This is a genomic window from Hyphomicrobium sp. (assembly GCF_035572195.1).
Taxonomy (GTDB): domain Bacteria; phylum Pseudomonadota; class Alphaproteobacteria; order Rhizobiales; family Hyphomicrobiaceae; genus Hyphomicrobium_B.
In genome coordinates, this window is sequence record NZ_DATNBA010000145.1 from 1 (window position 1) to 24,604 (window position 24,604).

The window sequence follows — 24,604 nt, forward strand, 5'->3', positions numbered from 1 at the left end:
CTCGACCTGATCGTCAGGCCTTTCTACTGGGAAAAGACGACGCACGGCACCAGCAAACAAAAACCACCGCGTCGGGTTCGGGTGCGTAAGACCTGAGAGCCGATCTGTGCCGTGAGAGCTGGAGCGGGCGAAGGGAATCGAACCCTCGTATGCAGCTTGGGAAGCTGCCGTTCTACCATTGAACTACGCCCGCGGGCGGCATCCGTCTAACACAGCTCCGGCAGGCCGCAAAGTGGTGGTCCCTGTGCTCGAACAACGAAAAGCCCCGCATATCGCGCCGGGGCTTCATTCGTTAGACAGCGCCCATCTGTCTCTTCGCGAGGAGATCGCGAATTTCCCTCAAGTAAACCTCGGTCGGCGTCGGTGGCGCGGCAACCGTCGGCTTCGGCTTTTTCATGTGATTGATGCCCTTGACGAGCAGAAAGATTGCGAAGGCCGTGATCAAGAATTTGATGACGGCGTTGAGGAATAAGCCGTATTTGATCAGCACGGGATCGGTCGGCGTTGGGATTGCAACGGCGAGGCTGGAAAAATCGATGCCCGCCAGGAGATAGCCGATCGGCGGCATGATGATGTTGTCGACAAGCGTCGAAACGATCGGAGCGAAAGCCACGCCCATGATTACGCCGATGGCGAGATCAATGACGTTGCCCCGCATCGCAAATTCCTTGAACTCGTCCATTATTTTCATTGAAGTCGTCCTTTCCGGCTTGCTTCGGCAAAGCTTGTTCAACAAAGCGCCGTAGCCGAACGGTCGAGAGTATTGGCCGTCGAGCTAGGAGGCGTTTCAAGTTCCGCGACCTAAAAACTCCTCGATCTCCCCGCACGAATCGCGCCGCAATTTTAGAGGATGAAGACATCAGCGACAATGTAGCGATACCGAGCCGAACGCGGATCACAATTGGACAAAAGCCCATATTGCCGGGCATAGTTGCGACGGCGAGCGGTCGGGGGCGTGCCTGCGCCCGCGAACCGATCCAGGGACGAGCAAAATGATCGAACGCAAAGAACGCAAACCATATTGGCGCCATACCAAATGGCAGGTGCTCGCGAGCCTTATTCCATTCCTCGCTATTGTCGTCGTTCTGCCCCTCTACTCCCAGCAGCTCAATTCGAGCCGCTTCCTCGGTTTTCCGCTCGGCTACTTCCTCGCCGCTCACGGTTTCTTCGTCATCGCGGTCGTGACCGTCGCCAGCTACGTCAACCGCCAGAATGCCATCGATCACTGGCACGGCGCCCACGAAGACATGTGAGGGCAAAGTATGGCGTTCGGCGCACGCGCGAGAATGGTCAATCCGCGCCTAGGCACGTATTTCAGTATTTTCGCGGCGCTTTTCACCGCGCTATTCCTGCTCATTCTGATTTTTGAACAGCTGAGGCTCGATGAGCACCTGCTGAAGGTGGTTTTCTTCGCCGGTCCGATTGTCATCTACGCGGCCATCGGTCTTTCCGTCGCGAGCAATGATACGCTCAACTACTTCGCGTCAGGCCGGCGTGTTCCAGCGCTGTATACCGGCGCGTTGCTCGCAACGTGCTCGCTCGGCGGAACGTTCATTGTCGCCGGCACCGGCGCCTTTTTCTTCGCCGGCTTTGACGCGCTTGTTCTGATGCTCGGCACTCTCACCGGTTTCGTGGTGATGGCCATCGTGCTCGCACCTTTTTACCGGAAGTTCGGAGCCTTTACGGTCCCGAGCTATCTTGGCCGCAGGTTCGAGAGCCGGCCGCTCAGGATCATAACGGCCGTCGTCGCCGCCGTGCCGATGCTTTTGGTTCTTTCCGCCGAACTTCGGATGGGGGCCGGTGTTGCTGGCCGGCTCATCACGGCAAGTCCGAACATGATCGTGGCTCTGCTCGCGCTCAGTGTTGCCGTTTCCACAGCGTCGGGCGGCATGCGATCGTTCACATGGGTTGGCGTCGCGCAATCGATTGCGGTGTTCTTGGCTTTGCTCGGCGTCGCAACGACCGTCAGCGTGATCGTCACGAGCTTGCCAATCCCGCAGCTCGCCAATGGGCCGATGGTGCGCTCGCTCGTTCACAACGAGGTGCGCGAGGGCCTGCAGGTCGTTAATGTCTGGCCGTTGGCGTTCCAATTGCCGGGCGAAGGGTTCGCAGCGCTGACGAAGCCCTACACGCAGCCTTTCGGTACGATCGGCCCACTGGCGTTCGTGCTTGGGACATTTGCGATCGCGACCGGAATTAGTACCGCCCCTTGGCTCTTGCCGAGGGTGGCCGCGACCCCGAGCGTTTACGAGGCGCGCAAAGCACTCGGATGGGCCACCGTGTTTTCTGGCCTCGCGATACTGACGATTTCATCCGTCGCTGTTTTCATGCGGGACTTTGCTCTCGATACGGTGATGAGCGAACGGCTCGGGCCATTGCCGAAGTGGCTCTTCGATGCAGCGACGGCCCACCTCGTCGCGTTCGATCCATCGGCAGCGCGATTGGGATTCGACGGACTGAAGTTCGATCGAGATGGCGTGCTTTTCGCGCTGCCCGTTGCAACGGGATTGCCGATGGCGTTCGCGTACGTGCTCATCGCCGGCACGCTTGCCGCCGCTCTCGTCACGGCAAGTGCGACGACCGTGTCGCTTGCGGCTGTGCTGTGCGAGGACGTCGTACAGGGGCTGTCTTGGGAACCGGCACCTGCCCAAAGCCGGGTGTGGATCATGCGTGGCTTCGTGATCATCGTTGCTGTTTGCGGGGCCTTGCTGACGATCATGGCGCCGACCGATCCTCTGCAACTCGTGCTCTGGGCGCTGTCGATAACGGGCGCCAGCTTGTTTCCGGTCATGATCCTCTCGATTTGGTGGAAGCGTTTGACGTCCGTGGGCGCGATCATCGGTGTCGCCACTGGATTTGCCGCCGCGGCGCTGGCGATCTTCTTGAGCGAGTCCGGAACCCTCAACGTGCCGAGCCCGATCGCCGGTGTTCTGGGCTTGCCGATTTCTCTGGCTTTGGCCTTGAGCACGAGTTTGCTGCGGCCTGTCCGAACCCGGCATACGCTCGAGATCGTCCGCGATATCCGTGTGCCCGGCGGCGAGATCATCTACGATCGTGAAATGCAGCGCCTGCAGCTTCGCAAACACGTCAGTACATGATTACCGCGTCGGCGATATACGGTTGGCATGCGAGCTCTGTCGGTGCAACCTGTCCGTTCAGGTCCTTACAGATAGAGGCAACAGGACATGACCGTTCGCGATCGGCTTGACCTCTACCCGCCGCTCGCGCCCTATCGCGAGCATTGGCTGGACGTCGGCGATCATCATAATCTCTACGTCGAGGAGTGCGGCAATCCCAATGGTCAGCCGGTGCTGATCATTCATGGCGGTCCCGGCGGCGGCAGCAACGCGACGATGCGCCGTTTCCACGATCCCGATCGCTTTCGCATCGTTCTCTTCGATCAGCGCGGCTGCGGACGCTCGACGCCGAATGCTTCGCTCGAAAACAACACGACACCGGATCTTGTCGACGATATCGAGCGTATCCGACGCAAGCTTGGCATTGGTCGCTGGCAGCTCTTCGGCGGCTCGTGGGGGTCGACGCTGGCCCTGGCCTACGCCGAGGCATACCCCGAACGCGTCACCGCAATGGTTCTGCGCGGTATCTTTCTTCTCACCAGAGCCGAGCTTCGCTGGTTCTACCAGGATGGATGCAGCTGGATCTATCCCGAGGCGTTTAGCGAATTCCAAGGTCTTATTCCGCTCGACGAGCGGGGCGACATGATCACCGCCTATCATCGCCGCTTGACGTCAGACGACCCGCTTGTCCGCCTCGAAGCGGCGCGTGCTTGGAGCATCTGGGAGGGGACGACGCTGTCGCTCATTCCTGAACCCGATCGCGTCGCTCGTTTTGGAGCCGATGCCTATGCGCTGGCCTTCGCGCGCATCGAAAGCCACTACTTCGTCAACGGCGGCTTTTTGCGCCGCGACGGGGAACTGCTTCTCGAAGCTCACCGCCTTAAGGGTATTCCCGGAGTCATCGTGCACGGTCGCTACGATGTCGTGACGCCGATCAAGAACGCCATGTTGCTGCACCAGGCGTGGCCCGATTCAGAACTGCGCGCCGTCGCCGATGCGGGGCACGCGATGACGGAACCGGGTATCGTGCACGAACTCATCCGCGCGACGCGCAAATTCTCTGCGGCCGGCGACGGCGCTTGAAGATTTCACTAGCGAGCGCGGCGGCCTAGCGCGATACACAATTTCTCAAATCTAGAGCGAGCCTTTGCCAGGCTTTGCGTTGTCGTCGGCAGGCGGTGCGGGCGGTGACGCTGGCTTGTCCAAATCTTTGATGCGATCGCGGAACTTCTTATAAATGCGCTCCATATAGTCGAGCGCCTGATCGACCTCTTCGTCGGTCGGCAATTGTACTTTGCCACCCGGAGGACCTTCGTGGGGACCGCTGCTCGGCGGCGGAGCCGCCTTTCCGGATTCGAGACTTTCTTCGAGCGCCTTGATGCGGTCCTTCAGAGCCTCGTTCTCCTCTTCGAGTTTCGAGAGCTCATTCGAAGGCGCTGCGGCCGTATGATCTTGTACGGGATTGCACGCCCAATCGCCTGACGAGCGGGCACACATTGCAACAGCGCCGGTTTGCTTATCGAGCCGCAGAAAGCCGCCGTCGACCGGCGACATCGTATAGCGGCCGTTTGAAACGTCGGGCGTCTCGGCGGCCGCGCTGCCGGCCAGCGCAAGGACGGCCAGAACTGCCGCGCATGATGTTTTTAGAGCCATTCGCGATACCTCCGGCATAGGGGCGATGAACGGCAGATGGTCATATCCAGGGAGTGTGGCAAGACGCGTGGCTCTCCGCGGAAAACCGAATCACTTGCGTGTTCTCCACTTGGCGGAGCGCTCCGGCGCCATTGGTATGGCCACCTGGATTATCCGTAAGCACCTGTAATTCATTCATATTTCCATTCTTGCCCTACCGCTTAACGCCGTGTTTACCGCGGCTCCCCCAACTGTTGCCTCGAGCCTGATTTGTGCCGCGTCCGACTATGATCGCATTTGCCTCGCGCGGCATGGACGCTTGCCGATGTCCCTTCCGCTGATGCTGCGCTCTGACCGGATCGCCGCGTCGTGCCGCCTCGAGGGAAACATGCCGAACTCTGAATTGAGCAATCACTATCCGCACGACGGCGAGGCCTCGGCATCAAGCGAGCCGGGAAGCGAACACGACGATCTCAAAATCATTCTGGATGCGATCGCATCTCAGCTTTCCGACGCTGACCGCCGACACTCTGCGACCCTGAGCGAAATGCAAAACCGCATCGCTGGGATGGAACACGAAACGGAAATGCTGCGTAATCACGTACCCCAGCAATTCGCGCCGGCGTTCGACCGCATCGAAACGGGTGTTGCGGAACTTTCTCAGCGTCTGGCCGGCTTGAGCGACGCCAAGGCAGCACAAGCCACCGAGTCTGGATCATCGGAGGATCACAAAGCGGACATCCCGATGGCGCTGCGGTCGGCACTTGAACCACATGATAAAGGTGCCCGCCAGCTCGATGAAGAAGCGTCGCGGCGGTCCTTCGGCATCGACCCGTTTGATGTGATCGAGTCGAGCTTGCCGGGCGATGCCGCCGACCCGTGGGATCGCGCATCCGCCGACGCCTTGTCTGGTCTCTATGAATCTGGTGCCGCGAACCTCGGTCCGAAACCGGCAATTTCCGAAACCACCGCGGCAGCCTCGGGCAAGGTCACTGCCATTGATCAGAATTGGCTCGAGAGTCGCTTCGCCGAAATCGCCAAGGGCATCGAGCAGTCGCTCGCCGACATCCGGCCCGATCACGGCTTTTACGCCATCGGCCAGCGTCTCGACCAATTCGAGGACCACTTCACGAAGTTGTTTGAAGGCGTTGCGACTCAGGCCGACATCGGCGCCGTCCGTCTGATCGAGGCGCACGTCGGCGAGGTCGTCAATCATCTCGTTCAAACGCACGATCAACTTGCGCGCCTGAACGTTATCGAAGAACAGCTCGCGCTCATTTCGCACACGCTTGCCGAAGTACAAAGCGGTGCCCATCCGACGCGATTCCTCGACAACGGTTCCGCCGCCGATGAACTGCGCCCGCTCATCGAGCGCCTGATGTCGGATAATCGCCAGGGAGAAGAAAATACGGCAGCGCTGCTTGATACCCTGCAGCACGCCATGATCCGTCTGCTCGATCGCGTCGATTCGATTGAATCGGCTCAGCGGCAGCGCTTCAATCCGAATCTGACGCCGCGCGACTACGAATTCGATCGGATGCCATCGACCGCCGAACCGCGTCACGCTTCTGATATGATTGAAGACAGTGAGATTGAGGCGATCGATGCCGCCGTCGCTGCCGTGGCCTCGGCAAAGTCCGGACGGCCGCATCGACCGGAAGCGCGCATCGACTTCAGTAGCGCGGAACAGCACGACTTTCCTCAGCGGAAAAACGAGAAGTTGCGGCAGGATTTCGTCGCTGAAGCACGGCGCGCCAAGATGCGCCTCGCGGCGACCGAACCCGACGAAATAATTATCGAGTCGCCGCAGGCGCGCAGAGCCGCGGAATCGGCCGAGGCCGCAAAGATACTTGAGAACAAGGGCAACAGGCCGATCAGGCCGCCTACCGCTACGGCAAAGCCCACCGGACCCTCGGGGCCGTCGCCTCGTCTCATCGTGATCGCAGTCGCGGCGATCGCAGTTCTGACCGGTCTCTGGTTTTCGCTCGGAAGCGGCAGCGATCGACCCGTCCCGGCGCAGCCCGCTGCGCTGATGTCGCCGTCCCATCCCGTTCAGTCTGCTGAGCCCGCAAAGACGGCACCGGATCAAACAAACAAAAGCGCCACGCCTGCCGAAGATACCGGCCGCCGTGGCGAAGCGACCCCGCCATCCGATAACGAAGGCCGGGTCGTTCCCAGCAACGCGCCCGCCGAAGCGACGACCTTGCCGTTGCTCGGTATCGCTGTAGATACCGGACGTCCGGTAACCCAATCGGATCTGCAAATGGCCAAGCGCCGTCAGGCAATGGCGGTGCTATCCGGCGAAATCGGCCATGCGGCTGCGAGGGCGAGCGAGCCGACAGTCGTTCCGGCATCGATGGTACCGACGGAAGGCGAAACCACCGGAGCGACGGACGCCGAACACGACGATGTTACGCCGAACGGCGTTTCGCGATCGATGCCGCTGGATATGCCGGCCGCAACAGTCGGTCCGCTGTCGTTGCGGCTCGCAGCGGCGCATGGCGATCCGTCCGCAGAGTTCGAAGTCGGTGCCCGCTTCGCTGAAGGCAAGGGCATGCAGCAAAACTTCAAGGACGCCGCGAAATGGTACCAGCTTTCAGCCGATCGCGGGTTCGCACAGGCACAATACCGGCTTGGCACGTTTTACGAGCGTGGTTTCGGCGTGAAGGCGGATCGGGCACGCGCTGCGGCCTGGTATCAGCGCGCTGCCGAGCAGGGCAACATCAAGGCAATGCACAATCTCGCGGTGCTGAGCGCAAACCAAACCGATGAGTCTCCGGACTATACAACGGCTGCCCGCTGGTTCGAGGAGGCTGCCAAGCGCGGCCTCGGCGACAGCCAATTCAATCTCGCCGTGCTCTATGAAAACGGCCTCGGCGTGAAACGCGATATGAAGAAGGCATTCATGTGGCTGGCGCTGGCTGCGCGCGACGGCGACAAGGATGCGTTGCGCCGGCGGGACATCCTGCGCGGCAAGCTGACCGCCGAAGAGATCGGCGCCGCCGAGCAATTAGTTGCAAATTGGAAACCAGTGCCGGCCGATCGCATGATCAACGATCCTCGCGTCGCAGGGGAAGCCTGGAAGAAGAACCCGCAGAACGGCGTCAGCGGCTAGAAGCTATAACGCCTCCGAGGCCGGTCATAAGTTCCCGATATTTCCGCGGGCCATCCGAAAAGATGGCCCGTCGCTTTTGTAGCGCTATCATAAAGTCATCCCGCGACTTGCCGAGGCCTGCCGATTAGTGTCCCATAGAGCCCTCCTCTGGGCCAATTTACCGACCCTTGTACCCTCGCCTCTCGGGACCGCTTGATGAATCTGTATTTGCCGATTGCTGAGATGTCGGTTTCGGTAGCGATGTATCTGGCGCTGGGCGCGGCGGTGGGGTTCATTTCCGGGATTTTCGGCGTAGGCGGTGGGATTCTTTTGACGCCGCTCTTGACGTTCCTAGGTGTTCCGACCGCCGTGGCGGTCGCGACGGGAAACGCACACGTCGTCGCGTCATCTGTCTCCGGCGCGGTGGCGCAATATAGACGCAACAACATCGACGTGAAGATGGGTCTCATCATGCTGACGGGCGGCCTCGTCGGCACGTTCATCGGTGTTGATGCCGTGCGGCTGCTGCGCAAAGCGGGCCTCTTCGAGGTGACCGTATCGCTGAGCTACGTCACGTTCCTCGGCGTCGTCGGCACGCTGATGATGGTCGAAAGCCTCAACACCTGGCATCAGTCGCAGAAATCGGGCACGCCGCGATCGGCGCGCAAATCCGGGCAGCACAGCTGGGTCGATAAGCTGCCGCTCAAAATGCGTTTCCATCGCTCGAAACTTTACATAAGTGTGCTGCCGCCGATCATCATTGGAATGTTTATCGGCTTCATGTCGGCAATCATGGGCATCGGCGGCGGTTTCGTTATGATACCGGCGATGATCTATCTTCTGCGTGTGCCGACCGGCGTCGTCGTTGGCACATCGCTGTTTCAGATCGTGTTCGTGGCCGCGTTCGCGACGATCCTACACGCCGTCCAGAACAAGACCGTCGACGTCGTGCTCGCCGCAATCCTCATGGCCGGCGGCGTCATCGGTGCGCAATTCGGGACCATCGCCGGCGAGCGGCTGAAGAACGAGCAGATGCGTATTCTCCTCGCAGCGCTGGTGCTGATTATCGCGGGCCGTATGGGCTACGATCTCGTGACGGCACCGGCAGATCTCTTTTCTCTCTCAACTGCAGTGCGGGGGGGATGATGTACCGCCGCATTTCAGTGATCCTCCTCTTGATGTTCGCCTTCGCCACCGGTGCCATAGCCGATCCTGCCAAGGAAAGCGTCGAAGCCGACGCATCAACCCGGCAGGTCGCCATCACATCGAGCTACACCGGCACCGAAATACTGGTGTTCGGCACCGTCGAGAATAGCGTGCAGCCGAGCGCCGAAGCCGGCACCTACGATGTGGTGGTCGTTGTCGAAGGCACGGCAGTGCCCGCCGTCGTCCGCAGAAAATCCGAAGTCGGCGGTCTGTGGGTCAACACGAGTTTCGTTCGCTTTGCTTCGCTCCCGAGCTACTACGCGATCGCTTCCACGCGGCCGATCGACGAGTTCGCGGATCATGCCGTACTCGACGCCAATGAAATCGGCTTTGAGCATGTACGGATGGTTCCGGCCGGATCCCGGCACACGGAGGCAATGGAGCCGGCCGAGATTGCAAAATTCAAAGAAGCGCTGATTCGTTTGAAGCAGAGGGAGCGCCTTTACATTCAATCGGACTTCGGCGTGGCCTTCATCGGCAGAAGCCTGTTTCGCGCGACGATCGAGTTGCCGCCAAACGTGCCAGTCGGTCCGCTTGTTGCTCGCGTCTATCTTTTCAAGGATGGACGGCTGCTGGGTCAATATAAGAGCCGCGTGATGCTCGAGCGCCAAGGTCTCGAACGCTATATCCACGATACAGCAATCGGCCGGCCGCTTCTCTATGGCATCGCCACCGTTTTGCTGGCGGCGGCGGCCGGGCTAACTGCTGCGTTTGCCTTCCGCCGTATCGCGTGATCGGCCTTCATTCATTCAGTCAGTCGTCTCTCAGAAGACGCGGCGCGATCGGATAGAGCCCTTCGTGGCCGAGCATCCAAACCGACAGTCCATCGCCGCCGAACAATGGCTCGAAGGCGGCGTCCAGAATATTCAGCCCGCCGGTGTAGGCGCCGAAGGCCGGCACGATCAGGCGAAGCCCATTGCCGACAAAGCAAGGCCGGCGGAGCGATGTCCCATTCAGCACCAGCCGGGCGGCGGGATGGAAGTGTCCGGCGATTTCGTGTGTCGCGGCACCGGGACGAGGATAGTGGCGCAGCGTGATCCCGGCGACGGTGATGTCAGCAACGACGTATCCGGCAAGCGTCCTGTCGATTTCGGGATCGTGGTTGCCGGTGATCCAGATCCAGTCCCGATCCTCCTGCAGAATATGCAATGTCTCGACGTCGCGCCGGTCCATGCGGGCGGCGGCGCCGGAATCGTGCAGGCTGTCGCCGAGCGCGATGACCGTTTCCGGCTGATAATGATCGATGAGCGTCGCGAGCTTGTTCAGCGTTTCGCGCGTGTCATAGGGCGGCAGCATTTGACCGCGCGCAGCAAACGCCGATCCCTTCTCGAGATGCAGGTCGGCAACGATCAACGCCTTTTCACTTGGCCAGTAGAGCGCGCCGGACTTATGGGCGAGGAATGCCTTGCCGCAAATCGACAGAGGTTGGTCCGCAAAATCCTCAAACCCGATGCGTTCCGGTTTCAGCATGCCCATGCTCAGATATCCCCCATCGCCTCGCTGATCAGTAGATCGGCGGCGTCGCGCAGGACGGCGTCGCGCGCCTGACCAAAGACCTGCTCCTGGCCGATCTCGAGCAGGATCGGCACTGAAAGTGGTGAAAGTCGGGTCAGAGGTTGATGCCTGATTCGGTCCTTGATGCGGGTAAGAAACTCGCCGAGCCGCCGGATGTCCAGCAGCCCCGTTGCGGCATCAGCCCAGGCGGCCTCGAGCAGCAGGTGCCCGGGATCGTGCCGGCGCAGCACGTCGTAGATGAGATCGGTCGACATCGTCACCTGCCGCCCGGATTTGACCTTGCCGGGATGCCGGCGCTCGATGAGGCCCGCGATGACGGCGGCCAGGCGGAAGGTTCGCTTCATGATGCTGCTTTCGGCGAGCCAGGCGTCGAGGTCGTCGCCGAGCATGTCTTCGTCGAAGAGTTCGGCAAGCGACAGGCGGCCATCGGCGATGAGCCCGGAAATGTCGCCGTGCCCCCACACGGACAGCGCGTAGTCGTTGGCGACGAAGCCAAGCGGCTTGGCACCGGCGCGGTCGAGGCGGCGCGTCAGCAACATGCCGAGCGTTTGATGGGCGAGGCGTCCTTCGAACGGATAGGCGACCAGAAAGTGCCGGCCGCCGCGCGGAAACGTTTCGACAAGCACGTCATCGGGAGCCGGAATGATCGACCGCTCTGCCTGAAGGTTGAGCCAATTTGCAACCGGCATCGGCAGGCCGGGCCAGGCACTCGGATTGGCGAGCATCGCCCTGACGCGCGCCGCAAGATGGGTCGACATCGGGAACTTGCCGCCATCGTAGCTCGGGATCATCGGGTCCTCCGCCGAGGCGCGCGAGACAAAAACTTCGGTGTCGCGCAGCGCTTCGAAGCGCAAAACCTCGCCGGCGAAAACGAACGTCGCACGAGGCGGCAACTGTTCGACGAAACCTTCCGAGATTTCGCCCAGCACGCGCCCGCCCTGTCGTGCGCGGCCTTTGCTGCCGCGCGCCGAGACGAGCCGGACTTTCAACATCGGAGTGTCGACGATGGTGCCGACGTTCAAGCGGTATTGCTGGGCGATGCGCGGATTGGCGACGCGTAACAAGCCATCGTCCGCCGGTTTCAGTTTCGCGAACCGATCGTAGGCCTTGAGTGCGTAGCCGCCCGTCGATACGAACTCAATCGTGCGGTCGAACTGGCGACGGGTAAGGCCGGCATAGGGCAGCGCCGATCGTACTTCGGCGTAAAGCGTATCGGGATTGAACGGCGCCTGACACGCCATACCGAGGACGTGCTGCGCGAGCACGTCGAGGCCACCCGCGCGGGCAAGGACGGCGTCTTGCGCGCCGGCTTCGGCGGCCTGCTGGGCGGCCCGGCACTCGAGTACCTCGAAGCGGTTTCCCGGCACAAGGATGCCGCGCGATGGTTCGTCGAGCCGGTGGTTGGCGCGCCCGATACGTTGCAGAAATCGGCTGGCGCCTTTCGGTGCGCCGAGGTGGATGACGAGATCGACATCGCCCCAGTCGATGCCGAGGTCGAGCGTCGACGTCGCGACAACGGCGCGCAACTTACCGGCCGCCATCGCGGCTTCGACCTTCTTGCGCTGAGCGGCGTCGAGCGATCCGTGATGCAGGCCGATCGGCAGATTGTCGTCGTTGGCCCGCCAGAGTTCCTGGAAGGCGAATTCGGCCTGCATGCGAGTGTTGACGAAGACGAGCGTCAGCTTCTGCGCGCGGATGGCATCATAGACTTCGCGCATCGCGTAGCGTGCGGTGTGGCCCGTCCACGGGATGTCATTCTCGGTTTCGAGGATGCTGATTTCGGGTTTGGCGCCGCCCGCAACAGTGACGACGTCGGAGAGCAGCGTCACCGTTTCGGGTTCCGTCTGCGTGACAAGATAGCCGCGCAGTTCGCTTGGGCGTGCGACGGTCGCTGAGAGCCCGATCGTCATTACGCCGGGCGCGAGCTTGCGCAGCCGGGCCAGATCGAGCGCCAGAAGATCGCCGCGTTTCGACGGCGACAGCGCGTGCAATTCATCGAGGATGATCGTGTCGAGATCGCCGAAGAGATAGGGCGCGTCGGGGTGACTCAACAGCAACGCGATCTGTTCGGGCGTCGTCAGTAAGATCTGTGGAGGCCTGACGCGCTGGCGCTGGCGGCGCGCCACCGATGTATCGCCGGTACGCGTCTCGGTCCGGATCTTTAGGCCCATCTCGTCGATCGGTTGCGTCAGGTTGCGCTCAACGTCGGCTGCGAGCGCCTTCAATGGAGAGACGTACAGCGTGAAAAGACCGGCTCCGGCTTTTTTCCGAACTCCGCCGCCGAGCGCGACGAGACTTGGCAGAAAGCCCGCAAGCGTTTTGCCGGCTCCCGTCGGAGCGATGAGCAGCGTCGAGCGCCGTTGTCGCGCCGCTTCGAGGAGTGCAAATTGATGGGCGCGAGGCGTCCAGCCGCGCCGCGCGAACCAGGTCGCGATCTGCGGCGGCAACGTCGGCGTCTCGGCCGGCACGTCTTGTTGCGGTCGTGCGCCTTTCCGCTTTGCCGGAACCGCGACGGTTACCTGCCGTTGCTTTCGAGATCGGCTTGGTTTGCCGCCGCCAGCCGTGGTAGGCGTTCGCGCGTGATCACGCAATCAGCTGGTCCTCTGGTCGACGAATGGAGACGAGCGCATGAACCTCCGCGATTTTCTTGGCGGCCACCCGCTTGCGGTTTTTCTGCGTCTCGCCGTTATTTGCATTCTCGTCGGCGTTCTGCTGTCGTTCGTTGGCATAACGCCGCGTAATTTCTTCCGCGTTCTCGATGATTTTGCCCGCCACATATACGATCTCGGCTTCGGAGCCGTCGAGTGGCTGTTCGACTATCTCGTTCTCGGAGCGATGCTCGTAGTGCCGATCTGGCTTCTGATCAGGCTCTTGAGAGCACGGCCGAAAGATGACGCCTGAATAGAGCGGCAGATGACTAAAGCGGCAAGCCGGCCCAATGTTCCGCCTTCCTGCCACGAAGGCCGTCGAGGTTCGACTGTCCCGCCCGGCGAACCTCCCGCGCGAGATGCGACTTGATCTCGCCGATGAGCCCCGGTCCATCATAAATCAGGCCAGTGTAAAGCTGCAGCAGCGTGGCGCCGGCTTCGATCTTTTCGAGCGCAGCGGCCGCGCTATCGATGCCGCCGATGCCGATCAGCGGGATCTTGCCGCCCGTTGCGCGATAAACGCGAGCCAACATGATCGTCGATCGCCGAAATACGGGACGTCCCGAAAGGCCGCCGGTTTCTTGTGCCTGCGAGTCCTTCAGGCCGTCACGCGCCAACGTTGTGTTGGAGACGGCAATGCCGTCGACGCCATGAGCGGTCAGCCGCTCGCAGATCGGGCCGATGTCGTCGCTGGCGATATCCGGCGCGATTTTGACGATGATCGGTCGGCGCGGCGCACCTGCCTCTATCAGGCGCGCGCGCGCCGCCATGACGCGGGAAAGAAGTTCGTCGAGCGCGGCAGGCGCCTGCAGGTCGCGGAGCCCGGGCGTGTTCGGCGATGAAATGTTGACTGTGAAGTAGCTCGCGACAGCGTTGAAGGCTTCGATGCCGGCCACGTAGTCGCCCGCACGATCGGCGCTGTCTTTGTTAGCGCCGATGTTCACGCCGACGATGCCGCCTCGTCCCTTTCGCGCGTCGAGACGCGCCAGCGCCGCCGCGTGTCCGCCATTGTTGAACCCGAGCCGGTTGATCAGGCCGTGATCGGTGACGAGCCGGAAGATGCGCGGCTTCGGGTTGCCCGGCTGCGGTTTTGGCGTCAACGTTCCCGCTTCGGCAAAGCCGCAGCCCATCGCCAGCACGGCATCGGCCACGCGCGCATCCTTGTCGAAGCCAGCGGCGATACCGACCGGATTTGGAAAGTCGAGGCCAAAAACTGTCTGGCGCAAAATTGGATCGTCGGCAGCAAACGGGCGCGGATGAAGTCCGCACTCGAGCGCTTTCAGCGTCGCTTCGTGCGCGTCCTCTGGGTTCAGCGCGAAAAGCGCCGTGCGCGCTAAATTATAAAGACTTTTCAGCATACGAACCATTTCTCATCGATGCGAGGAATGCCATCGGCGCCGAGCGCCAGCGGGCGCTGCCATAGCACGTGCGAACTTGGAAGATCGCCGTAAAGGTGAGGGAAGAGTTCGCCGCCGCGCGATAGTTCCCAACGGAGAGCCGAACCAAGCTTATTTTCTTCAAACGCGATGAGAAGAAGACCGTTCTTATGCTTGAAATGCTTTTCTAAAGTGCCGCGTAGTTGATGCCGCGCCGATAGATGAATGAAGCCATCACGAATGTCGTCAGCCGAGCCGGCATAACCTCCGCTTTGAGTAGCCTGTTGCCAGTCGGCTACTGCTACGATTTTGTAGACTATTTTCGTCATGCGGAACTTTGAAACTCGATCGCGAAATTGGAGGGCTATATATCGCTGCGGCGAGCAAACGCATATGGCGCATTGTCGTGATCGTTGCTATCAGGGTTGAACGTCCGCACAAATAGGATTGCCGACCCGCATGTCGGTACGCGACAAAGCGCGGGGCCCCCGCTACATTTAACGGCGAGCCAAGAGGTCGAAGTTTTCGTGTATCCAACGGCATCACTCAGCATTTCCGAATTGCTCTCCGGACCGTATTTGCTGAACATTCCGATCTATCAGCGCCCGTATTCATGGGGACGTGAACAGGCCGAGCAGCTTCTTGACGACGTGATAGAGGCTTCGGGTCTTGGGTCGAATGGCGTAGCCGATGCGTCCTATTTTCTCGGCACCGTTCTTCTGATGGACGGCCACGGAAAAGAGACCGCGAAGCTCTCGCCGAAGATGTCGGCGCGGGAATTCGACGTCATAGACGGCCAGCAGCGGCTGGTTACATTGATGACGATGTTCGCAGTCCTGCGCGATCTCGAAACTGAACCTCGCAAGCCAATTTCGAAACGCGTGCAGGGTATGCTGCTTGCGCAACAGGGAGCTAGGTTCTTTCGAACCGAGCGGTACAGGCTGCATCTTGCGAGCCGCGAACGCAGTATCTTCGAAGACTATATCTTGCAGCCCGGCGGCGTGCTGTTGAATGCCAATGTGTTGTCGCCTTCGATGTCGGAAACGACGTTGCTTGAAGTTCGCGATGTCTATCGCACGATGCTTGCCGATCTCGGTCCAAACGCCCGTCGAATGCTTTCCGACTTCATCGCCGATCACTGCTACGTCGTTATCGTCGTCGGCCATGACATCGACAAGGCACATCAGATGTTCGTCGTCTTGAACGAACGCGGCAAGAAATTGCAGCGCAACGATATCTTGAAAGCCGACATCCTGAGCCGCATGACCGCAGGTGATGCGGCTTGGGCTGCGAAGATGTGGGATGACATGAATCTGGCGCTGGGCGACGGATTTGAGCCGTTTTTTGCGCATCTTCGAGCCATTTACGGATATGGACGCCTCCACATCGTGTCGGGCGTGCGAACCGTTATCCGCGAGGCCGGAGGATCCGAGCCGTTTTTCAAGGACGTGTTTTTGCCGCTCGCCAAGGCCTACACGCTGATCCGCAGCGGCGGGGAGGGTGTGCTGCCTGGCCAAATGCCGCGTATCTTGAGTTATCTCAATAGATTGTCAGACGCCGATTGGGCGCCCGCCGCCATTCTGGCGCTGAAGGATTGGCAAAGGAACCCCGATCGGGCGGCATTCCTGCTGGCGGAGATCGACCGGCTCGCATATCTGACGCGGCTTTTATGCGCGGGATCGGGCAAGCGGGTGCGCCGCTTCGCCGATCTGGTCAAGGCGATCCGCTCTGGCGAGCCCATCGACGAAACGCATCCGGCCTTGCAGCTTACGCGTGATGAAGTCCGCAGCATCGCCTTTCATCTCAAGGATTTTCATAAGCGCAACCCAAGGGCGTGCCGGTTTCTTTTGCTGCGTCTCGGCGACGAACTCGGCGGTCCGGCGCCCGCAGTCGACGCCGATCTCTATACGATCGAGCATGTTCTGCCGCAGCGGCCGTCGGCGTCGAGTCTTTGGAGGCAGTGGTTCCCGAACGCGGAGGAGCGTTCCCAACTCGTCGATAGCCTCGGCAACCTTGTGCTCATCACACAACAGGAGAACGACAAAGCGCGCAACGCCTCCTGGGAGACGAAAAAGGAAATTTATGCCAAGGCCGCAAGCAGGGCGCCGATTCTTCCTATCACGCGCGACGTGCTCGACGAGCGCGAATGGCGGCGCGCCGAGATCGAGGCTCGCGAACAGCGCCTCATCGGACTGATCGAGCGATTATGGCGTCTGGATATTCAATCTCAAAAGACCGCTTCACGGAGCGGACGTAAGGCGCCCGGAGAGTCGACGGTCGCACCGCCACGGTCTGACCTTCAGGAATTGACGAGTGCTCCCGACAGCGCCTTGCCGATGAGGGCGCGTGTTTCGGGAATTCCATAGAGCGCAATGAATGTGCCGAGCCTCGGTCCTCGGCTCTGGCCAAGCAGCAGTTCGTAGATCGCTCGGAACCAGTCGAGCTTGACCCCCGGTCCGCCGCTGGGGCTGACCTTCGTCGGGTCCTGATACCGGGGAATGGCGCGGCCGACATCAAGCAGCGCATTCTGAATTTGATCGGCACTTGCGTTTTCCGGAAGCGCGGCAAGCGCGGCGTCGACGCCCTTCAATGCGCCCGCCTCGACATCGTCGGGAGGACGAAACGTCTTCGTCGGTCTCACGAAATCGTCGAAATAGCGGATCGCATATCCGGAAAGCTGGTCGAGGATAGGATTGTTTTCGGGCGTCGCGCCTGGCGAATAGCGGCGCAGAAAGCCCCACATCACATCTTTGCTCTCGGCATTCGAAACCGAGGCGAGATTGAGGAGAAGCCCGAATGTGATCGGCAGCTCGGGAGCAGGCGGCTGCCCCGCGTGAATGTGCCAGATCGGATTGTCGAGCTGCTGCTTGGCGTCCTGGGCCGGATAGGCCGAGAGGAATTGCAGGTAGTCGTCGACGGCGCGGGGAATGACGTCGAAATAGAGCTTCTTCGCGCTCTTAGGCTTTTGAAACATGAACAGCGACAGGCTTTCGGGCGTGGCATATGTCAGCCAGTCCTCGATGGTCAGCCCGTTGCCCTTTGACTTCGAGATCTTCTCGCCGTGGTCGTCAAGGAAGAGTTCGTAGTTGAAGCCTTCAGGCGGCGTCGCCCCGAGAGCCTTGCAAATCTTTGACGACAGCGTGACGCTGTCGATCAAGTCCTTGCCGGCCATTTCATAATCGACACCGAGCGCCGTCCAGCGCATCGCCCAGTCGGCCTTCCACTGGCACTTGACGCGGCCGCCGGTAACGGGCGTCTCTATCTTCTCGCCCGTTTCGGGATCGGCGTAGGTGATGGTTCCCGCCTTGACGTCGCGCGCAACCATCGGCACCTGTAGCACGCGCCCCGTGCGCTCTGATACGGGAAGGAACGGCGAATACGTCGCCTGCCGTTCGGGCCCGAGCGTCGGCAGGATGATGTCCATAACCTTGTCGTAGGCCGCCAGCATTTTGAGAAGCGTCGCGTCGAACATGCCGGCGGTGTAGCATTCGGTGGCCGAATAGAATTCGTACTCGAAGCCGAAGCGGTCGAGGAAATCGCGCAGCATCGCGTTGTTGTGGTGAGCGAAGCTTTCGAACTTGCCAAATGGGTCCGGCACGCGGGTCAGCGGCTTATCCAAATGCTGTTGCAGCATCGCCTGGTTCGGCACGTTGGTCGGCACCTTGCGGAGCCCGTCCATGTCATCGGAGAAACAGATGAGGCGGGTCTTACGCTTGCCTTCCGTCAACAGCTCAAAGGCATGGCGCACCATTGTCGTGCGCGCAACTTCTCCAAACGTGCCGATGTGCGGCAGCCCCGAAGGGCCGTAGCCGGTCTCAAAGATAACGGTCTTTTCCGCGCCGCCGGGAAGGCGCTCGAGACGCTTGATCAGCCGCCGCGCTTCCTCAAACGGCCAGGCCCTTGAATCGGCGCTGGCGGCGACGTGCGCGGGGGAAAAGACAAGCGAGTTCATTGGCGAACGATTGCTTCTGTGTGGGTGCTGCTCGGAGGAGTGCGCGCCGCCGAAATCGTGAAATTTAGGGGCCGACGCACCGTAGGTGCCGCGGCAGCGACCGTCAACGCGCTGCCGGCAGCTGGGCGGCAAATGCCGCAACCGCATCGGCGGCCGTTGCAAGATTTCCATTGTGGGTGAGACCGGAGCGGGCACGGGGCCGGAGATCGTGATCGCCGTCGCCGATCCAGGCGAACGTGATCGTCTTCGAAAGCGCAAGAGCTTCGATTTCGGCACGGCTGCCGAAAGGGTCGCGTTCACCCTGGACGATCAGCGCCGGGCACTGCAGCGTTTCAAGATGTGCCGTTCTGAGCTGATCCGGTTTGCCGGGCGGATGGAACGGATAGCCAAGGCAGACGAGGCCGGCGATATCGCCTTGCTCGTAAAGTTCCTTGGCAACGAGACTAGCAACGCGCCCGCCGAGCGACTTGCCGCCAATCACCAGCTTCCGACCGCGCTGCCGCCGTCCTGCTACGGACCGAACCATTTCGCGATATTCCGAAACCAACGCTTCGGCTCGCGGAGGTGGACGCTTCGATCCGCCGGTGCGCCTTGTCGCCATGTAGTCGAACTCGAAGCGGGTCACGGCAATGCCATGCCGCGAGATGAGGTCCGCCACGTTTTGGAGGAACGGAGACGTGCTGCCCACTCCGGCGCCGTGCGCAAGGATGAGCCGGCAGCTCGCGTCCTGCCTTCCGTTTTCAACGATGAACGTCAAGGCATGAAATCCATCTGCAGCGTTGTGCGACCCGCGGACTGCCCGCGGACTGAAGGTTGGGTTTGAGTGACCGTTGCGCGATCGTCACAATAGAGCAACACCACTAGTTGGATGTCCTCACCAGCAGGCTCTCAGCGAGCCGCCACAGACGACTGTAATACGTAGCATTTCGGCATTCCGGCCACGCGACGGTGCGTCCGGCGTCCCGGGGTCTGATTTTTCGTTGAAAATGCGGTAGGATTGGAGAACCTTCGACGAAGTGGGATCAGGCATGAGGGCCGAGAGGCTACGAATTCTTTTTTCTATGCTGAGCGTGTTCGGGCTCGTCCTGATCAGGCCGGCAGCTATCCTGCCTGCTTTCGATTTCGTCCAGGCATCCGACGCCGGTCCGCTTCCGGCGGAGCAGCCGGCAGTTCCGGTTGCCGATCCCAAGGCTCAGAGTGCCGCCGCCGAGCACGAGCTTCCGGCGTTCGTTCCAGGGCACCAGATGCTGACGTTTTCGAGTGACGGCGAAGCCGAGCCGGACGGACAAACGAAGGCGGCGACAGCAAATCTTAAAGAGCAATCGAAGGCGCCCGAGTGGCCTGAGTTTTTCGGTGCGAAAAAACTGTTCGGAGCCGTCAAAGAGCCAGCGCCGCTCGCTGCGCGCGCCATCGGCACTTATGCCCACGGCTGTCTTTCAGGTGCCGTGGCGCTACCGATCGACGGCCCCGCCTGGCAGGAGATGCGATTATCGCGCAATCGTAATTGGGGACATCCCAAGCTGATCGCCCTTATTGAACAGTTTGCCAAGGACGCGCAAAAGCTTGACGACTGGCCTGGCCTGCTTGTTGGCGACATCGCGCAGCCTCGTGGCGGCCCGATGATAACCGGGCATGCCAGCCATCAGGTCGGGCTCGACGCCGACATCTGGCTGACGCCTATGCCGAACCGCCGGCTTACCGCAAAAGAGCGGGAAGACATTCAGGCAACGTCGATGCTCGACAAGACTGAGCTCGCCGTCGATCCCAAAGTCTTCACCGGCAAGCAGGTCGCTCTCATAAAACGCGCCGCGTCCTATCCTGAGGTCGAGCGCATCTTTGTTCATCCCGCGATCAAGAAGGCATTGTGCCAAGCGGCCGGAACGGATCGCAAGTGGCTCGGCAAAGTGCGGCCCTTCTATGGGCACTACTATCATTTCCATGTGCGTATCAAATGTCCGCCGGGATTTGCCGGCTGTAAGGCGCAAACGCCTCCGACGGGCACCGACGGTTGTGGAAAAGAAGTTGATCAATGGCTGGCGCGCGTGATCCCGGCAAAATCGCCACCTCCGCCACCGCCAATCGGAGCAAGCTCAAAGCCGCCGAGACCGCCGATCATGCTCTCGGAACTGCCGAAGGCTTGTCAGGCCGTTCTGCAGGCCGATCCCGACCCCGTGAAAATACCGCGAGAAGCGTTGATGACGGGAGCAGCAGTTCGACAGGTCCTGGCCAAGGCTGCGGCGGTGAAGGCGGCATTGGCAAAGGCAGCTGCAACCCCGGGTGCTCAGCCAGCGGCAACGGGCGCAACGCGTAGCCCGGCGCTTCGCCCTTATATGCGCAAGACCGTCGCAGCAGAGAAAAAATAACGATCGCCAGCTTCAATAGTCGTTGACGAATATCTGGACGCGGCGGCGCGGCCGTCCGGCAATGCCGGCCGCGATGGCGAGCATCAGAAAGATTAAAGACGCAGGCAATCCGAGGATCGACGTCAGCAGCGGGTCCCAGACCAAGGGATCGATGGACCGGCTTATCGATTTCTCGAGCGCCGCAACAAACGACGGGGCCAGAGCCTGCAGGTGCTGCATCAGTGATGTCGCAGCAAAGCTTTCTCCCCCGATCGCCGGACGTGAGAGATCGCCCGCCAGTGAAATCAGCGCAAAAAGTGCGAAAAGCGCCGCGAGAAAGCGCAGCATCAGCCGCGGCCGCGTGTCGACGTCGATGAGACTGGTCACGAGCGCCGCAAAAAAAGACGCGACCGAGAGACGTATCAACCACCGCGCTGGCGGCTCCCCCGTTGCGTACCACAGCCAAAGGGCCGTAACGGTCGACAGCAGCGACAGGATGGCGAAAAACTTGAGCAGACGGGAGGTGGTCATGGACGGCATGTGCTCTTCGACCGCGCCTCTTTTGTGGCTCTTCGATGCCGAGGTCAAGAGCTACATTTGCTTCCAAGCAAGCGTTGTGCTTAAGGCTCCGTTGCGTATAGTGCGCGCCGCCCGGTTAGGGCGCTAGGGAGAGATGGCCGAGTGGTTGAAGGCGCACGCCTGGAACGCGTGTAGGCTCGTAAGGGTCTCGTGGGTTCGAATCCCACTCTCTCCGCCACGGCGCTGCCGCACGCAGGCGCGATTCGCCAATCGACCTGTCGCAGCGCCGTCCGCCAACCACTTATTTGGGAATTCGTCACCCAGCCAGAAGGTGGGTCAATCTGCCCGTCATTAGTTCGTATATGGCCCAACAAATTAGGACGTCTAGAGCTGCCAGAGAAATGATGACGATTTCGTCAGCACGCATGGTGATGCCTCCTCCGATACCCTCGTTGGTGCATAAACATAACGCGGCGTTCTGATTGACGCCACGTTTAATCCGCCGATCCGGATTTGGTGCGGCGACCATTTTCGCGCAATCGATGTAAACGCAATTTGGAGAGCCCCGATGAAGGCCTTTCTGCTGAAGAGCTTCGGTCTCGACGGTCTTTCAATGGAAGACGTCCCGGATGTTCAACCAGGACCCGGCCAGGTGCTCGTCAAGATGCGCGCCTGGTCGCTCAACTACCGCGACCTTCTTGTTGTGCGCGGCATCTATGCCCCAAAGCTGAAATTACCGTTCCAGATCCTTTCCGACGGAGTAGGCGAAATCGCCGCGATCGGCGCCGGCGTAACGCGCGTCAAGCCGGGCGACCGCGTGGCGGGCATTTTCATGCAGGATTGGCGGGAAGGCGAACCATCGCAGGAGAAATCGGCGAGTGCGCTGGGAGGAGCCGTTCCAGGCGTCGCGGCGGAGTACGTTGTGCTCGATAGCGAAGGCGTTGTTCCGGTCCCGCAGCATCTCAGCGATGAAGAAGCAGCGACACTCCCTTGCGCTGCCGTGACGGCTTGGCACGCGCTCGTCACCTGCGGCCACCTCGCTGCCGGCGAGACGATCCTAGTTCAGGGGACCGGCGGCGTTTCGATCTTCGCGTTGCAGTTCGCGCGGATGTTTGGAGCGCGCGTCATCGCGACATCGAGCAGTGATAAAAAGCTCGAACGCGTGCGCGATCTCGGCGCTTCGGATGTCATCAACTATAAGACGACACCGGATTGGGGCCGCATGGCGCGCGACCTGACGGGCCTTACGGGCGTCGATCATATCGTCGAAGTCGGCGGCGCAGGAACACTCGCGCAATCGCTCGATGCCGTCCGTATCGGAGGCCGGATCAGCCTCATCGGTGTGTTGACCGGCGGCACGGTTAATCCCATCCCCATTCTGATGAAGAACATTACCGTGCAGGGCATTTACGTCGGCAGCCGCGTCATGTTCGAGGCCATGAACGCGGCAATATCGTTTGCCGGACTGAAGCCGGTTGTCGACCGGGTTTTTCCATTTTCAGAACTTCCGCAAGCGCTGCGGCACATGGAGAGCGGCGCCCATTTCGGCAAGATCGTGCTGAAGGCCTGAGCCGACTCTGACTGGTCCACTACAACCAAAGGGCGCTGGTCGTTGCCCATGGGCCTGACGGTCGGTCCAGGAAAATTGTTGCAAACTCCGACTGTCTATATATCCTTTGGGCTATATCGATTACGTCTGGAGATAATTCACCAATGCCGGCTGCGCTCAAAAACTCGCGTTCTGTTCTCACCACGGCGCTGGCCGGTTTGATGCTGGTTGCATCGCTTTCTTTCGCTGAGGCCCAAAAGGCGGAAACAACGACACTCACGGTCTTCGCCGCCGCAAGCCTCAAAAACGCACTGGATAGTGCCGCCACGGCGTACCAAGCCAGTACGGGCAACAAGACGACGATTTCGTATGCCGGTTCCTCGGCCCTCGCGAAACAGATCGAGCACGGTGCGCCGGCAGATATCTTCATTTCCGCCGATCTCGACTGGATGGATTATGTCGCCAAGGCCAAGCTCATCAAGGACGGCACGAGATCGAATATGCTTGGCAATCGCCTTGTCTTGATCGCACCCAAATCGAGTTCGGCTGACATCAAAATCGGCAAGGATTTTGCGCTGGCGGCTGCACTCGGGGATGGCCGTCTGGCGGTCGCCGATGTGAAGGCCGTGCCGGCCGGCAAATATGCGCACGCGGCATTGGAAAAGCTCGGCGTATGGTCGGCGGTCGAACCCAAGTTGGCTCAGGCTGAAAATGTGCGGGCCGCGCTGGCCCTCGTCGCCCAAGGCGAAGCGCCGTTCGGCATCGTCTATGAGACCGATGCCGTGGCCGAGCCGAAAGTTAAGATTGTTGACTTCTTTCCCGACGACACGCACCCGCCGATCATTTATCCCATCGCCGTTACCGCCGCGTCAAAGAATCCCGACGCGGCGCTGGCCTTCATCAGCTACCTGAAGTCGCCTGAAGGTCAGGCGGCCTTCACGAAGCAAGGATTTACGATCCTAAAATAGGAACGTTGCCCGACGCGCGTGCTCGAACTGAAAGATGCGCCCAGTGCTTGGATTTTCTGCAGACGAGTGGACTGCAATACTGCTCAGTCTGCGGGTTGCCACGGTCGCGACGGTGTTTGCGCTGCCGTTCGCCATTTTCGCGGCCTATGCGCTGGCGAGATGGCGGATACCGGGCAAGTTGTTCATCGATAGCGTCCTGCATTTGCCGCTCGTGATGCCACCGGTCGTGACAGGATACCTGCTGCTGTTGACGTTCGGTCGGCAGGGCCCGATAGGATCGTTCTTGTACGACGTGTTCGGCATCACGTTTTCTTTCCGGTGGACAGGGGCTGCCTTGGCTTGCGGCGTCATGGGATTCCCACTGATGCTGCGAGCAATCCAACTGTCGTTTGACACAATCGACCGGCGGCTCGAAACGGCTGCCGGCACGCTCGGCGCCAGTCACGGTTGGACGTTTCTACTCATCACGCTGCCGCTGGCGCTGCCCGGAATCATCGTCGGCATCATATTGTGTTTTGCCAGGGCGCTGGGCGAGTTCGGCGCGACGATAACGTTCGTATCGAACATCCCGGGCGAGACGCAGACCATTCCGTCGGCGATCTATACCTATACGCAGGTTCCGGGCGGGGAAACACAAGCGCTGCGGCTGACATTCGTCTCCATCGTCATCGCCATGGCGGCTCTGATCGCGTCCGAAGTTTTGAGCCGCCGTATCAATAAACGCAT

The 24,604-nt window shown here is 60.7% G+C and carries 21 protein-coding genes and 2 tRNA genes; 13 read left to right on the plus strand and 10 right to left on the minus strand.

Features of this window, described 5'->3' with window-relative positions; genetic code table 11:
- Positions 1-119 precede the first annotated feature (119 nt).
- Positions 120-193: transfer RNA gene (locus tag VN623_RS12340), tRNA-Gly, on the minus strand.
- Between the two features lie 99 nt (positions 194-292).
- A complete protein-coding gene (gene mscL / locus VN623_RS12345) occupies positions 293-691 on the minus strand; it encodes a large-conductance mechanosensitive channel protein MscL (RefSeq protein WP_325571306.1) in 399 nt (132 codons plus the stop codon).
- 301 nt (positions 692-992) lie between these two features.
- Between mscL and VN623_RS12350 the strand changes: the two genes are divergently transcribed.
- From VN623_RS12350 to pip, 3 genes are all read left to right on the plus strand, one after another.
- On the plus strand, positions 993-1,253 hold the full coding sequence (locus VN623_RS12350; RefSeq protein WP_325571308.1) for a DUF4212 domain-containing protein: 261 nt from the start codon (positions 993-995) through the stop codon (positions 1,251-1,253).
- Between the two features lie 9 nt (positions 1,254-1,262).
- The gene (locus VN623_RS12355) at positions 1,263-3,098 is read left to right on the plus strand and encodes a solute symporter family protein (RefSeq protein WP_325571310.1); all 1,836 of its coding nucleotides are present in this window, start codon (positions 1,263-1,265) and stop codon (positions 3,096-3,098) included.
- Between the two features lie 87 nt (positions 3,099-3,185).
- Positions 3,186-4,160 (plus strand): prolyl aminopeptidase, encoded by a 975-nt coding sequence (pip, locus tag VN623_RS12360; RefSeq protein ID WP_325571312.1) that lies wholly within the window; start codon positions 3,186-3,188, stop codon positions 4,158-4,160.
- Positions 4,161-4,211: 51 nt separating this feature from the next.
- Here pip and VN623_RS12365 read toward each other — a convergent pair whose 3' ends face one another.
- Positions 4,212-4,730 carry a hypothetical protein gene (locus VN623_RS12365; RefSeq protein WP_325571314.1) on the minus strand — a complete coding sequence of 173 codons (519 nt, stop codon included), beginning with the start codon at positions 4,728-4,730 and terminating at the stop codon, positions 4,212-4,214.
- Positions 4,731-5,034: 304 nt separating this feature from the next.
- Here VN623_RS12365 and VN623_RS12370 point away from each other — a divergent pair, with 304 nt between their 5' ends.
- The 3 genes from VN623_RS12370 (at position 5,035) to VN623_RS12380 (ending at position 9,743) form a co-directional block, all read left to right on the plus strand.
- Positions 5,035-7,824 (plus strand): sel1 repeat family protein, encoded by a 2,790-nt coding sequence (locus VN623_RS12370; RefSeq protein ID WP_325571316.1) that lies wholly within the window; start codon positions 5,035-5,037, stop codon positions 7,822-7,824.
- Between the two features lie 195 nt (positions 7,825-8,019).
- The gene (locus tag VN623_RS12375) at positions 8,020-8,949 is read left to right on the plus strand and encodes a sulfite exporter TauE/SafE family protein (protein WP_325571318.1); all 930 of its coding nucleotides are present in this window, start codon (positions 8,020-8,022) and stop codon (positions 8,947-8,949) included.
- On the plus strand, positions 8,946-9,743 hold the full coding sequence (locus VN623_RS12380) for a TIGR02186 family protein (RefSeq protein WP_325571320.1): 798 nt from the start codon (positions 8,946-8,948) through the stop codon (positions 9,741-9,743). Before VN623_RS12375 ends, VN623_RS12380 begins: the two co-directional genes overlap by 4 nt.
- 19 nt (positions 9,744-9,762) lie before the next feature.
- On the opposite strand, the gene pdeM is transcribed toward VN623_RS12380, so the two are convergent.
- Positions 9,763-10,485 carry a ligase-associated DNA damage response endonuclease PdeM gene (gene pdeM / locus VN623_RS12385; RefSeq protein ID WP_325571322.1) on the minus strand — a complete coding sequence of 241 codons (723 nt, stop codon included), beginning with the start codon at positions 10,483-10,485 and terminating at the stop codon, positions 9,763-9,765.
- Between the two features lie 2 nt (positions 10,486-10,487).
- Positions 10,488-12,992, minus strand: a complete 2,505-nt coding sequence (locus tag VN623_RS12390) for a ligase-associated DNA damage response DEXH box helicase (RefSeq protein WP_325571346.1) — start codon at positions 12,990-12,992, stop codon at positions 10,488-10,490.
- A 160-nt stretch (positions 12,993-13,152) separates the two neighbouring features.
- Here VN623_RS12390 and VN623_RS12395 point away from each other — a divergent pair, with 160 nt between their 5' ends.
- Positions 13,153-13,425 (plus strand): DUF6460 domain-containing protein, encoded by a 273-nt coding sequence (locus tag VN623_RS12395; RefSeq protein ID WP_325571324.1) that lies wholly within the window; start codon positions 13,153-13,155, stop codon positions 13,423-13,425.
- Positions 13,426-13,441: 16 nt separating this feature from the next.
- Here VN623_RS12395 and VN623_RS12400 read toward each other — a convergent pair whose 3' ends face one another.
- Together VN623_RS12400 and VN623_RS12405 are read right to left on the minus strand one after the other, a co-directional pair.
- Positions 13,442-14,530 carry a quinone-dependent dihydroorotate dehydrogenase gene (locus VN623_RS12400; protein WP_325571326.1) on the minus strand — a complete coding sequence of 363 codons (1,089 nt, stop codon included), beginning with the start codon at positions 14,528-14,530 and terminating at the stop codon, positions 13,442-13,444.
- Entirely contained in the window at positions 14,524-14,877 is a 354-nt protein-coding gene (locus tag VN623_RS12405) for a DUF952 domain-containing protein (protein WP_325571328.1), read from the minus strand. Before VN623_RS12405 ends, VN623_RS12400 begins: the two co-directional genes overlap by 7 nt.
- 198 nt (positions 14,878-15,075) lie before the next feature.
- Between VN623_RS12405 and VN623_RS12410 the strand changes: the two genes are divergently transcribed.
- On the plus strand, positions 15,076-16,914 hold the full coding sequence (locus VN623_RS12410) for a DUF262 domain-containing HNH endonuclease family protein (RefSeq protein WP_325571330.1): 1,839 nt from the start codon (positions 15,076-15,078) through the stop codon (positions 16,912-16,914).
- On the opposite strand, the gene VN623_RS12415 is transcribed toward VN623_RS12410, so the two are convergent.
- Positions 16,848-18,500: a lysine--tRNA ligase gene (locus VN623_RS12415; RefSeq protein ID WP_325571332.1), complete on the minus strand. Its 1,653-nt coding sequence runs from the start codon at positions 18,498-18,500 to the stop codon at positions 16,848-16,850. The two genes, VN623_RS12410 and VN623_RS12415, sit on opposite strands and share 67 nt — an antisense overlap.
- A gap of 103 nt (positions 18,501-18,603) precedes the next feature.
- Positions 18,604-19,257: an alpha/beta family hydrolase gene (locus tag VN623_RS12420; protein WP_325571334.1), complete on the minus strand. Its 654-nt coding sequence runs from the start codon at positions 19,255-19,257 to the stop codon at positions 18,604-18,606.
- Between the two features lie 304 nt (positions 19,258-19,561).
- Between VN623_RS12420 and mepA the strand changes: the two genes are divergently transcribed.
- Positions 19,562-20,863 carry a penicillin-insensitive murein endopeptidase gene (gene mepA / locus VN623_RS12425; RefSeq protein WP_325571336.1) on the plus strand — a complete coding sequence of 434 codons (1,302 nt, stop codon included), beginning with the start codon at positions 19,562-19,564 and terminating at the stop codon, positions 20,861-20,863.
- A gap of 12 nt (positions 20,864-20,875) precedes the next feature.
- On the opposite strand, the gene VN623_RS12430 is transcribed toward mepA, so the two are convergent.
- The gene (locus VN623_RS12430; protein WP_325571338.1) at positions 20,876-21,373 is read right to left on the minus strand and encodes a hypothetical protein; all 498 of its coding nucleotides are present in this window, start codon (positions 21,371-21,373) and stop codon (positions 20,876-20,878) included.
- A gap of 136 nt (positions 21,374-21,509) precedes the next feature.
- Between VN623_RS12430 and VN623_RS12435 the strand changes: the two genes are divergently transcribed.
- From VN623_RS12435 to modB, 4 genes are all read left to right on the plus strand, one after another.
- Positions 21,510-21,599: transfer RNA gene (locus VN623_RS12435), tRNA-Ser, on the plus strand.
- A gap of 330 nt (positions 21,600-21,929) precedes the next feature.
- A complete protein-coding gene (locus VN623_RS12440; RefSeq protein WP_325571340.1) occupies positions 21,930-22,931 on the plus strand; it encodes an NAD(P)-dependent alcohol dehydrogenase in 1,002 nt (333 codons plus the stop codon).
- Between the two features lie 143 nt (positions 22,932-23,074).
- Complete coding sequence (gene modA, locus VN623_RS12445) at positions 23,075-23,878, plus strand: molybdate ABC transporter substrate-binding protein (RefSeq protein ID WP_325571342.1); 804 nt, start codon at positions 23,075-23,077, stop codon at positions 23,876-23,878.
- Positions 23,879-23,912: 34 nt separating this feature from the next.
- The coding region (gene modB / locus VN623_RS12450; RefSeq protein ID WP_325571344.1) for a molybdate ABC transporter permease subunit at positions 23,913-24,604 on the plus strand (692 nt) is incomplete at its 3' end.